The sequence below is a fragment of the Paenibacillus hexagrammi genome, assembly GCF_021513275.1.
GTDB classification, from domain to species: Bacteria; Bacillota; Bacilli; order Paenibacillales; family NBRC-103111; genus Paenibacillus_E; species Paenibacillus_E hexagrammi.
In genome coordinates this window covers 5024553-5038840 of record NZ_CP090978.1, presented here as the reverse complement: position 1 = coordinate 5038840, position 14288 = coordinate 5024553, and the positions used below count along the sequence as shown (strand labels likewise).

The window sequence follows — 14288 nt, the reverse complement described above, 5'->3', positions numbered from 1 at the left end:
CATGTACAGTGTACTGCTGGTGGATGATGAGCCTAGAGCCATTGAGGGTCTGGAGCTTTTGATAGATTGGGAGTCGCTCGGGTTTCGGATATGCGGTACGTGCTCTGATGGCTTAGAGGCGCTCGAACTAGCTAAGGAACTGGGACCTGATTTAATTATTACCGATATTCGAATGCCTGTGATGGACGGTCTTGAGCTGATTGCCGCAGCCCGCGATCAGTTGGATGGCCAGGTCCGCTTTATAATCCTGAGCGCTTACAGTGAATTCGATTATGCCAAGCGGGCGATGCAGCATGGAATCAAGCACTATATTCTCAAGCCGATTATGGAGGAAGAAGTAACGGATCTGCTTGCACAGGTGCGCGCGGAGCTGGAGGAAAGCCGACTTCACATCGAGATGGATGCCATAGCGTTTGAAGAAAAAGTGATCTCGTGCCTATGTCATCTATTGGAGGGCAATTCGGATGCAGCCGAGCTATTTCTGACATCCGCAGAGGCAGGGGAGCTGCTGCAGGAGGTCAACGACTGGAGATTTATTTTGATTGAATCAGAAGAAGGACAGAGCCCGGCTCTTCGCGCTGCGGCAAGGCAGGCGATTGGCAGGAAGGAGTATGTCTATATGCTCGATCTGGGTCCGCACTCGTTTGGTGTGGCCTCCGGGGGTGAGCCGTTGGCAGATGCTTTGTTTGAAGCGCTTCGGTCTGTCTCATCCGCCCATTTTGCCGTTGCTTCAGGTAAGCCGCAGGCCGGGCTTCGGAATATCGCAGAATCTTACCGAAGTGCACGCGAAATGATTAACTATCAATTCTTCCAAGAGGAGCCCCGTGTCATTGAATATGAACATATGAATGAAGATCAGCGGGAAGAGCGTATGGATGGAATGTTGAGCGCGCAGCATCTGACCGACGCCATTGAAAAGCTGGACAAAGCTGCCTTACAGGAAGCGCTGGAGCAGTTTAGAATGGCGATAAGCCATAGTCGTTTCGCGCCGGAAATCGCTAAAATGGTGGGCATTCATGTGGCATGCAGGAGCATGGCGATGCTGAAGGACATGAACGAAAATGCACAGGAGCTGGTACAGCAGCATGGCTTGATCCGGCTGACGCGCTCGAAGCTGCATGTGCATGAAGCACTGGACCTGCTGCAGAGCTTTGGCGAAGCGTGTATATCGGTCATGGCTAAATCGCAAAGCGACCAATCCAAGGGCATCATTCATGACATTAATGAATATGTAGAGCAGCATTATAGAGATAGTATTACCATTAAGTCGATTGGAGAAAAGTTCTATATTCACCCTGTCTACCTTGGACAGCTGTTCATGAAGAAGAACGGAGTTACGCTGAATGAAAGGGTTCATGACTTACGCATCGAGGAGGCAGCTCGTTTACTCAGGGACACGGACATGAAATACAATCAAATCGCGGAGCATGTAGGTTATTTGAATTATGATAAGTTCCTAAAGCAATTCGAAAAACGTTTGCATATGAAGCCTTCTCAATACCAAAAGGAACAATCCGAAGGGGACATGTAAAAATCTTATATTTTTCAGGTGAAACCTTTAATTACGAAATTGTTCGAAAGTAAGCGTTTGCATACAATGAAAGAGGTTACATGAAAGGGGTTACAACACTCCGGATGTAATACATGAGAAAAAGGGGTATTCGAATGAAGAATCGCAAACAATTTGTTGTGTTAAACAGTTTGGTTCTCATGCTCGCTGCAGGCAGCGTACTGGCAGGCTGCAGCAAATCACCTGCGGAACCGGCGTCTTCTGCAGCAGCTACTCAAGGAGCAGCAGCAACAGATGCGGCAACAAATAAAGTCGAGCCTTTTAATGTAAGCGTTTATATCGGAGATGCAGGCTTCCAACAACCGGCACCAGACAATAAAATTTATAAATTGATGAAAGATAAGCTGGGCGTTACGTTCCAATTCGATTTCCTTGCCGGAGACTCTAATCAAAAAGCAGGGGTTATGATTGCGGGCGGCGACTACCCGGATATAATGACTGCAAACACGAAGTTTACCGATGCGGGTGCTTACATTCCTCTTGAGGATCTGATCGAGAAGAATGCTCCTAATTTGAAGAAGCACTACGAAGCGGTATGGAATCAAATGAAGGACCCGAAAGACGGTCATATCTATATTTTGCCTAACTATGGAGTATATACAGGCGAGTTACATGCAACTTATTACTCAGGACCTGCATTCTGGATTCAAAAAGCCGTTCTGAAAGAAGCAGGTTATCCGAAAATCAAAACGTTGGATGAATACTTCGCTCTAATTAAGAATTACAAAGAGAAGCATCCTGAGATCGACGGTAAACCGACAATCGGGTTTGATATCTTGAACTATGACTGGCGAAACTGGGGACTGCTCAATCCTCCGCAGCATCTCATGGGCCATCCTAATGACGGCGGGGTTGTCGTAGAAAACAATGTAGCTTCCATCTTTGCTGACAAAGATCCAGCGAAGCAATACTACAAAAAGTTGAATGAAATCAATAATCAAGGCTTGCTAGATAAAGAGTCTTTCGTTCAAAACTTCGATCAATATATGGCGAAAATTTCCAGCGGCAGCGTACTTGGTATGTTTGATCAGCACTGGAGCTTCCAAGCTGCTGAAGATGCGCTCACTACGCAAGATAAAAATGATCGAACTTACGTAGGTTTGCCGCTCATGTTTAATGCAAGCGACAAAGACTACTACAGAGATCTTCCGCCACTGAACCTGAATAACGGCTTTGGTATTAGTGTTAACGCGAAGGATCCTGTGAGAATTCTTAAAATGCTCGATGCTTTGATGTCGGAAGAATGGCAAAAAACGCTGACTTGGGGTATTCAAGGCGAAGACTACCAAGTGAATGACAAAGGTATGTTCTCGCGTACAGAACAACAGCGTAAAAATGCTACGGATGCGACATGGAAGCTTTCGAATACAGCTGAAGCGTTCTACAAATTCGCACCGAAATGGGAGGGCAGCTTCCCGGATGGCAATGCGACTGCTCCTAATGATCAACCGGATGAGTATTACGCGGGTCAGAAGGCTATCGACAAAGAGCTGCTTGATGCTTACGGATATAAGACATATATCGACTTCTTTAGCAAACCGCCTGCAAACCCTGTGTACTACCCAGCTTGGAGCATTACACTGGAAGACGGTTCACCTGCGAAAATCGCCAATACGAAGCTGAATGAGCTTGGAACAAAATATTTACCAAAAGCAATTCTTTCTACACCGGATCAGTTTGATAATGTATGGAACGAGTACACAGGTCAAATCAAGAAGGTAGACGTAAAAGCATACGAAGATCGCATTAATGAGCAAATTCAATGGAGAATCAAAAACTGGAGCACGAAGTAACCAGTCATGAATTTGTAAAAGTGGAAGTCGTATAGCTTCCACTTTTGCAACATTCGGGGATACGGAGAATACGGAAAGATCGGGGAGAATCAGATGGCAGAAACCCTAACAACCAAACGTGCAAATGAAACTCTGGCGACCGATAGAGCAAAACGTAGATGGTCATGGGCACTCATCAGAAACCAATGGCAGCTCATCATGATGTCGGTCCCGCTTTTGATATATATCGTTGTTTTTGCTTACGTTCCCGTGTGGGGATGGTTAACCGCCTTTCAGGATTACAGGCCGGCCAAGAAGTTTGCCGACCAAACGTGGGTGGGCTTCAAACACTTCAAGTTTCTATTCTCGGATGATCACTTTCTGCAGGTACTGCGCAACACGGTCGGCATGAGTCTGATCAATCTTGTACTTGGCTTTGTCACTTCCATCGTTTTGGCTTTGCTGCTGAATGAAGTGAAGAACATGCTGTTCAAGCGAACCGTGCAGACGATCTCGTACCTGCCGCACTTCTTGTCCTGGGTAATTGCAGCGGGTATTGTCGCAACATCCCTTTCCATTAACGACGGTATTGTGAATATTGTGCTGATGAAGCTGCACATCATCGATGAGCCGATTGTTTGGCTGAGCGAGGGTAAATACTTCTGGGGTATCGTTGGGGCCTCTAATGTGTGGAAGGAAATCGGTTGGAATACGATTATCTATCTGGCGGCCATGGCGTCCGTTGACCCGTCGCTATACGAAGCTGCCGAGATGGATGGAGCCAATCGTTACCGCAAGATGCTGCATATCACGCTGCCTGGTATCAAGCCGACATTTGTTATTTTGCTTATCATTTCCATCGGGCACATTCTCGATGCGGGATTTGAAGTTCAATACTTGCTAGGTAACGGACTGGTCGTAGACTGGTCGGAGACGATCGATATTTTCGTACTGAAATACGGGATTGCCCAAGGAAATTACTCGCTGGCTACGGCAGGCGGTATGTTCAAAACGATTGTTAGCGTGACGCTGCTGTTGTTTGCCAACTGGGTTTCCAAACGTCTGGGAGAGGAGAGACTGTTATGAAAGCCAATACTCGTACAACATTTCGACTGGAGCCAGCCGTATTTCATACGGTCAACTCCATTCTCCTGATCTTCCTCGTGATGGTTACCCTGTATCCGTTTCTGAATACGATCGCCGTGTCATTCAATGACGGTAATGATACGATTCGCGGAGGTATCTATCTATGGCCTCGGGTGTGGACACTCAAAAACTACAACGCCATTTTCGCATCGGGAACCGTGTACCACGCATTTATGATTTCTGTGGCACGGACTGTGCTCGCAACGATACTGAATATATTCCTGACGACGATGCTCGCTTATGCGCTTAGCCGTAAGGAATATCTCTTCCGCAAGCCGATTACAGTCATCTATGTATTGACGATGTATTTCAATGCCGGTCTGATTCCGACCTACTTCTTGATCAAGGACTTGGGACTGCTCAACAGCTTCTGGGTATACATTCTTCCAAGCTTGGTCAGCGCGTTCAATCTGATCGTCATACGGACGTATATCCAAACCTTGCCGGAAAGTATGGTGGAATCGGCGAAAATAGACGGAGCCAGTGACTTCCGCATTTTCCTACAGATCGTATTCCCGCTCTGTAAGCCGGTTCTGGCTACGATCGCGTTATTCGTTGCGGTAGGCGCTTGGAATTCCTGGTTCGATACGTTCTTATACGCCTCGTCCAAGCAAAACTTGAGTACGCTGCAGTATGAGCTGACCAAGCTGCTTGCCTCGACGCTCAACACAGGCGGCAGCGGCAATGCCAGCTTGGCCAACGGAGCCGGAATGAACAAGGACATGGCGTCAGCGGTAGTAACACCTCTGTCGATTCGGGCAGCGATTACGATTGTAGCTTCCGTGCCGATCCTGCTAGTCTATCCGTTCCTTCAGAAGTATTTCGTTGTTGGCTTGAATGTGGGTAGTGTAAAAGAATAAGTATATGAATTGACCGTAAGACATCCGGCCGTATCTGGCAGGGTGTCTTATATTTTTTTCGGCAGCGGGCAATACTAACTCGTGATCCATAATTCCCCTTTACAAGGAGTGTTGGAGTTATGAGTATTAATGCTATTTGCTACGTTGGGCTGGCATCGCTAAGTGTTATGTTGCTAGTGTATGTCTTCATCCGTAAACGAAATTATGCTAGTCTTCTTTTGTTCTTAGCCATGATCGGTTTTGGATACATTGTAGAGTATGTGATCTATGTACTCTTGGACAGCTATCGTTACTATCCGAAGCTTCTTTCACATAATAGCTACTACGACAGCAGTATGGGAGCCATCGCTTCCAACATGCTGTCGCTGCCTTCCGTTGCGACTATGATCGCCTCGTTCCACATGGGCTGGATACCGGCAATCGTCAGCGCTATTGTATTTGTTGGAATTGAGTGGGGCTTTCTACGACTAGGCATCTATGAGCATCATTGGTGGCGGCTGATGTATACAGGGATCAGCTTGCCGTTTTATTTCAGGTTTGCTGTTTTTCTCATGAACAAGATCGAGAAGTCGGCAAGGGGGTTCTACAAGGAGTCATTTTGTTTTTTATTTGCGGTGCGATGCTGGGGACGCTTCAATTTATGCCTGTCATGATCTTTAACAGCAGGTCATATCATATCGGCTGGTTCAGTGACCCTTCCCGAGATACGAATGCGTTCGGAGGCTTTTATTATTTATGCATCAGCTTGTTTATGGTCGTGCTGATCATGCTGCCATGGAAACAGACATGGCTCAAAATGCTGTTAGTGGTGGGCACGATCTATATCATAAAGTCCTTTCTGGCGAACGTAGGAATTCTGCATAGCTATGTTTGGTGGGATTACCCCTACTACATCCTAATACATGTTATTGTATTTATGCTGTGTGCAAAGATGAGCAGGCAATTGAATTTAGGCTTAACTTGACATTTCTCTAGTGCAAACGTTCTCCCTATTTCGATAGATACTTGCCGTTATCGGTTTATTTGATTCAAAAAAAATGAATTCAGAATTTAAATAATTCAATTATACAAAATCAAGCTAGCGCTATACACTGTTACTAAGTAAAACACGGAGGAGTGGTAGCGCATATGGATTTGAAGAACAAAGTGGCGTTGGTTACAGGCGGAGGGACAGGGATCGGCAGGGCTGTTTGCCTTGAGCTGGCGGAAAGAGGTGCGGTCGTTGCTGTGAACTATTCGCGTTCGAAATCAGAGGCTGACGAAACGGTGCAAAAGATTCAAGAACTCGGGGGTACTGCCCAGGCTTATCAAGCGGATGTGTCCCGTGATAAGGAAGTGTGCGAGATGGTCCGTTGCATCGTGGAGTCGTTTGGCGGACTGGATTTGCTCGTCAATAATGCCAGCATCACCCGGCATATTCCTCTGGAGGATTTGGAAGCAGCTGACGAGGAGGTATGGGACGAGCTGTATGCGGTCAATGTTAAAGGTATGTTCTTCTGTGCCCGCGCCGCAGCGGAGCATATGAAGAAAGGCACCCAAGGAGCCATCGTCAATGTCGGCAGTGTAGCCGGGACAACAGGACTAGGCTCCTCGATGCCTTATGCAGTGTCTAAAGCGGCGGTACACGGCTTGACTAAGTCGCTGGCTCGTGCGCTTGCACCAAAGATCAGAGTCAACAGCGTAGCGCCCGGAGCAGTTGCGACAAGGTGGTGGGAAGGCCGGGAAGAGCAGATGAACCGCTTGAGCGGACATCTGCCCCTGCAGCGGATTTCCACACCGGAGGACATCGCGAAGCTCATTTGTCATACGCTCGAACAGGAAGCGATGACCGGACAAATCCTCACCATTGATTGCGGTCAAACCCTATAACGATTCGGCCCAAGGCTGGGGAGTGGATGACACTTCCCGGCCTGTTTCGATGGCTTCTTCCATGAGCATACCCAGATAGTGATCCTGCGACGCTTCCGGAAGGCCGTAGAAGCTGGAGCCTCCTGCCGCATATTCCCCCATCTTAAGCAGACAAGTTGCGATCGCGATTTCATCGTCATACAATCTGGCCGGAGCAAATGGATTCTCATATACCCAACGCTCACCCGCCAGGATCCCCTTAAGAAAGTAACCCTCTGCATTCTCGGCCTCGCCCCGATTGATTCTTTTCAAATCCATGTAGATCGGCGTCGCATGATCGGCTAGACTTCGAACGGAGGTATCGAAGATTTCTCCGCGCTCGCCTCGAACAGACAAATGATTCGAGCGAGTCCAGGAGCGATGTTGGTCTTGAGTGAAATCATAGATGCCCAGCTTATCGCCAAAGTTCAGCCAAGCCAAATCCCGTTTGGAAGGGATGATGCGTTCCTCTTGCGGAGGACCGCTGCGGGTAGGCCCGGCCACCCACTTGGAGGTGAAACGCATCGCTTTGATGCTCACATCTTCGAAGCCGATTCCCAGCATCGTTCGAATCAGACTGACCGCATGATACAAGTGAGAGATCGACACGGTCGTTTCAGATACTTCACCGAGCTGTCCCGATTGAATGAGCGCCAAGCGGGCCATTTGCAGAGGGTGAAACTGATACTGCTCCGCTACTTGAATGCGGGCTCCCTGACTTGTTAAATTCGTATGCAGCTTCTTGAGCCCTTCGAGATCCGGAGCCGGTGGCGTTTCCGCCAAGGCGGGGATGCCTAGCTCGGCTAACTGAAACAAGTATTCGTAGCAAGCAGTCCAGCTTACGGATACGACTACATAGTCAGGCCGCTCCGCGCGCAGCATATCCTGCAGGGTCGGATATGCGGGCACGCGCCACTCTTGCTCCATTTGCGTTCTCTTCGCTTCATCTCTTACCACACTGCCGCTTATCCGGAACAAGTGGGGAAGAGCCTGCGCGATACGATAAAAATATTGAGCTCGAAATCCAGCTCCGCCTATGATTCCGAATGTGATTGGTTTTGTCATATGACACCGCCTTTAGAAGAATGAATTGCTTGGAGATTCAATGGCTTGGGGCTTCTCTGCCTTGAACTTCGCCACGCATGTCCATTCTCCTTGCGTAAACGGTGGAACGAGCTTGTACAAAAAAATATATCATTAAGATACACGGGTTTGAGGCTTCTCACCCGAGTTGGTTTGCAGCCGAGCTAAGAATCCGGCAAGGCAATCACTTGGGAGCGGCTGGCTCAACAAATAGCCCTGAGCAACATCACATTTTAGCTTCTTAAGCTCGGATAGCTGCTCTTCATTTTCCACTCCTTCGGCTATAACGATGTACTCTAGTTGTTTAGCGAGCTGAACGATGGACTGCATGATGGTACTCTCCCGGTTATTAAGAACTCCCTGCGTGAAGGAACGATCGATTTTCAAAGTATGAAGCGGCAGACTCTTTAAATAGTTCAGCGAAGAGTATCCTGTACCGAAGTCATCCAATGCGAGCATAACGCCAAACGATTCGAGACGCTGGAGCTGCCGTTCGGCCCGTGCAAAAGAGCTGATCAGCGTCGTTTCCGTAATTTCGAGCTCAATACTCGAAGGCGGCAGTCCGGACCGCTCAAGCACCCGGTTTACTTCATCCGGGAAGAACGGGTCTGACAGCTGCACAGCAGATATATTCACGGACATGGTAATATCACCAATAACTGGAAGAATCTGTAGATGTACCAGACATGCCTGTTCAAGCACCCACAAACCGATTTGCCGAATGAGGCCGGTCTCCTCGGCAATGGGAATAAACTCGGCAGGAGAAACAGGGCCAAGTTCGGGGTGATTCCATCGCAGCAGGGCTTCAAATCCCCGTAATCGGCCGTTTTGCAAATCAAATTGCGGTTGATAATGCAGCAACAATTGCTCTTTGGATAGCGCCTGGTACAGTGCGTCTTGCAGTTGGTATCGCCGAAGCAAAGCCTCTTCTGAGTAGCTTTCTCCGAGACACTCCCCGGCGGTTTCCTGCAGAGTGCTAAGCGCTTTTTGGATAAAATGCTCGGCAGCCTCCCCTTGATACGGCAGGAAGGAGGTGTTCGAAAATAAATAAACCAGCTTGTTGTTGATCAAGAATGGTTTGGTTAAACGCTGCCTTATTCCGTCCATAAAAGCGTCCATCCCTAAAATACGCTCGCTATCATAGCAGCATAGCATAAACTCCTGATTCCCTGCGTGAATGAGCTGTTCATTAGAGAATCTGGCGCTCATTTCTTGCAGAATCAGCTGACGATACTCTGGACCGTGTACAGCATGGATCGCCCTCAGATTTTCGATTCGAAAAGCGATGAGATGAAACGGCACCTGCTTTTCAATAAGCTTTCTGAGCCTGCGCAGCAGCCAGTTTTTGTTGGGGATTCCGGAGCTCGGGTCAAACAAATCGGCCGTTTTACGTGTTCTCTCCGCTTGAAAGATGTACACAATGGTGCAAGCTGCAAGTGGATACAAGAAGAGATACATGAACACATATTTGCTAAGCAGTAATTGGGTCATAGGTGTTTGAAACAGAAAGCTCCATCCGAAATGACCGGCAGTAAGGATAAGGCCAAGTGCCGATGAAAATAACAGCTGGCCAGCCCTACAGTGAGGAAAAGGTATAGCTCGAAACAGCAGTCCTACAGCTGCCGCAGTCACGATCACGATTACCCCTGGGGTAACACCTGTCCCGCTAAGGCATAGACGAAACGCACTGACCGCAGTAACACAGATAGCTGCTGCGAGACCGCCGCCGTAGAAGCTGCCCAAGGCGACGGGAACAATCCGCATATCCAGAATAATGCCGTCCGGCAGATGGATGGGCATTAGCATGGACAGGATGCCTGCCATTGAGCAGGTCAACCCGCATGCGATCGCTTTGGACCACTTCTCAGAATGGCAGGAAACTGGGAGAAGTCGGTTCATAAACATGATCAGTAAGACAACATCCCCCAAATTTCTGATTAAATGATAAAGCGTTTGTGAAACAACCAATACATAACCTCCGATCCATTCACTTCTATTACTTATTATGGAAAGAAAGTTTTTAGAAACTTGAGGGGTGAGTATTAAGGAAATGTTAGGATTTTGAAAAATCTGTGTCCACAAGCAACTTTCAGCTCAAGGTCTGATCGTCACTCGAGTATGAATGGGAACCAGGTTGGACAATTCTACAACGTCCTCATTGTACATGCGAATGCAGCCGTGGGATGTGCGCCTTCCGACAGAGGAGGGATCGTTGGTCCCGTGAATGCCGTAATGCGGCTTACTTAAACCCATCCAGAAAGCGCCATAAGGACCTCCGGGGTTGGGCTCTTTGTTCACAATGGTGTACTCGCCCGTTGGGGTTTGGGTAAGCATTTTGCCGATTCCCACCGGAAAGCCTCTTACCACGATATTTCCATCGAGCAGATACAGTTGAAAGTCGGATAAGTCCACAATGATGCGATACTTTGGCATATGCAAATCACCTCGCTTCATTGTATGTAAGAGCTGGTGAAGGTGCAGGGCTTGGCTTGTGGCAGTGCTATGGATAGGCAGCCGGACTTTTTCCTGTAATTATTGGATATACTTATTGTAAAAGAGTTTCATAGGAGGGTGCCTATGCCAGATGAAAACAAAGTGACGATTAAAGTTAACGACAACGGATCGCTTAGAGTGACGGGACAAGTAGATTTAGTAGACGCGGAAGGGAACCTGTTTGAGCATAAAGATTCCTTTTCCTTATGCCGGTGCGGCGCATCGGGAAATAAGCCCTTCTGCGACGGAACACACAAGTCGGTCGGCTTCGAAAGCGCTCCGAGAGCCAATCAGGCTTAATGGTTCTCTGCAAAGCGGAATTGAGACATTGAAGGTTACAAAATAAAGCGGCAGTCAGGACTGTTCGACATGCTCCTCTCGGCTAGCAGGTTTTCACCTGTCTAACTAAGGATGAGCCTATCAGCCCTGATCTGCCGCTATTTGTTACCACCTATTATCTAGACAGAAGGATTGACCGCTGCTGGCGCACTCTTGCGGTAATTGGATATCGTAACACCCAGCAGGATCAGCACGCCGCCGCCAATCTGTGCCGCACTAATGGAGTCGCCCAAAACAAAATAAGCAACGATGATGGCGACAAACGGAGGAATATTCATAAACATGGAGCTGGTGGAGGCTCCCACAACCGAAATGCCCTGATTCCACCAGAACCCTGCGAGTCCTTGACCAAAGACGGCAACACAGGTGAGCAGCAGCCACGTAGTCAGATGCAGGCTGATATGCATATGTCCCTGACTTGCTTCCCACAAGGCAGCGGGGGTCATCAGCACGGTTCCGATCACCGTTGCCAGAATTGTAATATCGTATGACGGCATCGTAGCACTCAGCTTACGGATAAACAAGAGGCTGACCGATAGCGCCAACATGGCGAGCAGGATGAGAATATCGCCTTGGGAAATGCCCATTGCTTTCCCGCCGAAAGCAACAATGAGCACGACTCCGATTAAGGCCAGCCCAGCTCCGGACAGTTTATTCAAGGTAATCGTTTCTTTCAAAAACAAACGCGCTAGGAAAGTTGTTGCGACAGGAGATAAGGCAATGATGAGTGAAGCATTGCCTGCGGTTGAATATTGAAGCCCGATGAAATAAAAGAATTGATTGAATAACGTTCCAAATAGTCCTGCAAATAAAAGGATGAACCATTCCTGTTTGGTCGGCCGCCTCATTTTTTTGCTGATCAAACCGATCGAGAGTAGAAAGATCGAAGTAAGCACAAGTCTGGAGTAAGACAGGAAGATCGGAGAGAAATCTCTCAGCAGATAGGCGCTGGCTACATAATTGCCGCCCCATAGCAGTGAAACGCCGAGCAGTCGTAAGTAAATGTTGCTGTTGGTCATGATTCAAGGTTCCCTTCGTTATTGGATCTGCAGCTTACTCATTATAAGCAATGGCGAAGCAAGCGGTAAAACGGGATTCAACGTCAAAAAGGACGGAATTCCGTCTTGAAGCGGGGTTATGACGGGAAAACCCACTGCTTCGTCAGGAATAAAAGAGCGGAGCAGCCCGGAAGACTGCTCCTGATAGCAAACGCTATTCATGTTGTGTATGTGGCGAAGATGAATCGTTCTTGCGGCGGTGCGCCATTCGAAATGCGGCCTTCAGTACGGACGATACAACGAAGTAAATGAACAGGATGCGGAAGGTTTGATAGCCTGATACGACAGACAGATCGGCTCCGACCTCGTGCGCCATGATGCCCATCTGATCCATGCCGCCGGGGGCCATGCTGAGCAGGCTGGTCGCAGGCGAAATCGGATGCATGAGCGACAGCAGCATGCTTAGTCCCAGGGATGAAAGAACGAGCAGCACGCCGCTGCATATAGCAATGGAAATGGTACGCAGCTTACGCTCCAACTTGCCGGGCTGCAGCAGCAGTCCTACATAGCTGCCGATCATAAACTGGGAGATGTTGAGCAGACTGGCAGGCAGCTGGGGCCCCTGGTAGCCGCTAAGATGCAGCAAAGCCGTGCCGATCATTGGCCCAAGCATGTAAGCGGTAGGGAGCTTGATCAGCTTACCAATCCATGCACTCAACAAACAGACGATCGCGTACAAACCGATGTTAGGAAACAATCCGGCCCACGTAGCCGCAGCTGTATGGGCGGCTTCAACTGCAGTGCCTGCATGGGCTCCTGTAAGCCAAGGACTGTACAAGAGCAGGGGCACGAAGAATACAATCATCATCAGTCTAGATACTTGAAAGAACGTTACGACAGTGACATCGATTTCTTTGAACTCCTCGGCCAGTGTAATAATCTGCGTAAGTCCGCCGGGAATACTGGCTGTCATCATCGTGGCAAAATCAATACCGGACAGCTTAGAGATGAGCAGTGCCAAGCCAATGCAGATAGCGATTAAGGATACCGTCATCAGCAGCATGGAAGGCAGCTGATGGACAATTTCAATAAGGGCATCTTTCGTCAGCGACAATCCAAGTGAGTATCCTACGATTAGGATGCCCGCATCTCGGATGGAACCGGGCCATACTAAGGGAAGCTTTGCCCATTTTGATGCAAGCAGTACGACGATCATGGGACCGAGAAGCCACGGAATCGGCATGCCAATCCATGTAAACAAGCAGCCCCCGATGAAGGAGACCAAGGCGGTTAGCAGGTAACGCGCAGCCCTTGAGTTGAACCACTTCTTATCCATGGCAACGATCCGTTTCCGCCTTGAAAGTAAGGTCATGTGAAATCATAGTTGTTATGGCTCCTTTGGAGGTTCTTTGGGCCTTGTCATACCCTCAGATACATATTCAATGATTTTATCGATAATTGGTGAAAAGCTTTCTGCTCCAAGCTGATCCTTGTGCAGCCGAAGCATAAGCACAGCGCGCATGACACCTGCGGCGAGTTCAGCGTCATCGTCGCGGAAGCTTCCCTGACGAATAAAGCTTTTCATCACTTCCACGCCTTTATTCATGTCCTCGAGGGAAGACTGCTGCAGATGTTCAGGTAGCTTGCGGACCAACCGCTCGTAATCTCCCTTTTGAAACACATTTTGAAGAAACGGATTCTCGTCAGCCAATTGATAGGCCTTGTGGAAAAATGAGGACATCCGCTCTTTCGGCGGGAGGTCTTCTCGCAGCAGCTCGGACAGCAGCTGATTCCGGACTCCTTCCTCATTCTTCAGTACGGCAAAATAAAGCTCTTCCTTAGAGGAGAAGAACTTGTAAAAGGAGCCCTTGGCGATGCCGCAGGCAAGCACAATGTCGTCGATACTTGTTTTAGCCAAGCCGTATTGAATGAACAGCTCTTTGCCTTTAGTTAGCATACATTGATAGATATGCTCTTTTTCTTGCTCGGTAAACTTAGGCATGATCATCTCCACATTTTTGTGATTTATATGACTGAAAATAGATATTTAGTCACATGAAATATCATCATCATAACAATGGAGGGGTTAAAAGTAAACAGCTGCTGCAAGCGCCAATTTAGACGCCTAATGTCCGGAATT

At 48.3% G+C, this 14288-nt stretch carries 14 protein-coding genes; 8 read left to right on the top strand and 6 right to left on the bottom strand.

Annotated features, from left to right (window positions below):
* The first annotated feature begins 1 nt into the window (after position 1).
* The 7 genes from L0M14_RS22860 (at position 2) to L0M14_RS22830 (ending at position 7217) form a co-directional block, all read left to right on the top strand.
* Positions 2-1531, top strand: coding sequence for a response regulator transcription factor (locus L0M14_RS22860; RefSeq protein ID WP_235118838.1), 1530 nt, complete (start codon positions 2-4; stop codon positions 1529-1531).
* A 134-nt stretch (positions 1532-1665) separates the two neighbouring features.
* On the top strand, positions 1666-3363 hold the full coding sequence (locus L0M14_RS22855) for an ABC transporter substrate-binding protein (protein ID WP_235118837.1): 1698 nt from the start codon (positions 1666-1668) through the stop codon (positions 3361-3363).
* Positions 3364-3456: 93 nt separating this feature from the next.
* Positions 3457-4428 (top strand): ABC transporter permease, encoded by a 972-nt coding sequence (locus L0M14_RS22850; RefSeq protein WP_235118836.1) that lies wholly within the window; start codon positions 3457-3459, stop codon positions 4426-4428.
* Entirely contained in the window at positions 4425-5348 is a 924-nt protein-coding gene (locus tag L0M14_RS22845) for a carbohydrate ABC transporter permease (protein ID WP_235118835.1), read from the top strand. Before L0M14_RS22850 ends, L0M14_RS22845 begins: the two co-directional genes overlap by 4 nt.
* Positions 5349-5467: 119 nt before the next feature.
* Positions 5468-6001 carry a hypothetical protein gene (locus L0M14_RS22840; RefSeq protein WP_235118834.1) on the top strand — a complete coding sequence of 178 codons (534 nt, stop codon included), beginning with the start codon at positions 5468-5470 and terminating at the stop codon, positions 5999-6001.
* Positions 5989-6312, top strand: coding sequence for a hypothetical protein (locus L0M14_RS22835; protein ID WP_235118833.1), 324 nt, complete (start codon positions 5989-5991; stop codon positions 6310-6312). The genes L0M14_RS22840 and L0M14_RS22835 overlap by 13 nt, the downstream gene beginning before the upstream one ends.
* A 164-nt stretch (positions 6313-6476) precedes the next feature.
* Positions 6477-7217: an SDR family NAD(P)-dependent oxidoreductase gene (locus tag L0M14_RS22830; protein WP_235118832.1), complete on the top strand. Its 741-nt coding sequence runs from the start codon at positions 6477-6479 to the stop codon at positions 7215-7217.
* On the opposite strand, the gene L0M14_RS22825 is transcribed toward L0M14_RS22830, so the two are convergent.
* The 3 genes from L0M14_RS22825 to L0M14_RS22815 form a co-directional block, all read right to left on the bottom strand.
* Positions 7212-8300: a Gfo/Idh/MocA family protein gene (locus L0M14_RS22825; RefSeq protein ID WP_235118831.1), complete on the bottom strand. Its 1089-nt coding sequence runs from the start codon at positions 8298-8300 to the stop codon at positions 7212-7214. The two genes, L0M14_RS22830 and L0M14_RS22825, sit on opposite strands and share 6 nt — an antisense overlap.
* A gap of 132 nt (positions 8301-8432) precedes the next feature.
* Complete coding sequence (locus L0M14_RS22820) at positions 8433-10286, bottom strand: EAL domain-containing protein (RefSeq protein WP_235118830.1); 1854 nt, start codon at positions 10284-10286, stop codon at positions 8433-8435.
* A 126-nt stretch (positions 10287-10412) separates the two neighbouring features.
* Complete coding sequence (locus L0M14_RS22815) at positions 10413-10751, bottom strand: L,D-transpeptidase (protein ID WP_235118829.1); 339 nt, start codon at positions 10749-10751, stop codon at positions 10413-10415.
* Between the two features lie 144 nt (positions 10752-10895).
* On the opposite strand from L0M14_RS22815, the gene L0M14_RS22810 reads away from it, so the two are divergent.
* Positions 10896-11111 (top strand): CDGSH iron-sulfur domain-containing protein, encoded by a 216-nt coding sequence (locus tag L0M14_RS22810; protein ID WP_235118828.1) that lies wholly within the window; start codon positions 10896-10898, stop codon positions 11109-11111.
* Positions 11112-11269: 158 nt separating this feature from the next.
* Here the strand turns inward: L0M14_RS22810 and L0M14_RS22805 are convergent, their stop codons facing one another.
* From L0M14_RS22805 to L0M14_RS22795, 3 genes are all read right to left on the bottom strand, one after another.
* Positions 11270-12169, bottom strand: a complete 900-nt coding sequence (locus tag L0M14_RS22805) for a DMT family transporter (protein ID WP_235118827.1) — start codon at positions 12167-12169, stop codon at positions 11270-11272.
* Between the two features lie 193 nt (positions 12170-12362).
* On the bottom strand, positions 12363-13484 hold the full coding sequence (locus tag L0M14_RS22800) for an AbrB family transcriptional regulator (RefSeq protein WP_235118826.1): 1122 nt from the start codon (positions 13482-13484) through the stop codon (positions 12363-12365).
* Positions 13485-13535: 51 nt separating this feature from the next.
* Positions 13536-14150: a TetR/AcrR family transcriptional regulator gene (locus L0M14_RS22795; RefSeq protein WP_235118825.1), complete on the bottom strand. Its 615-nt coding sequence runs from the start codon at positions 14148-14150 to the stop codon at positions 13536-13538.
* Positions 14151-14288: the final 138 nt, after the last annotated feature.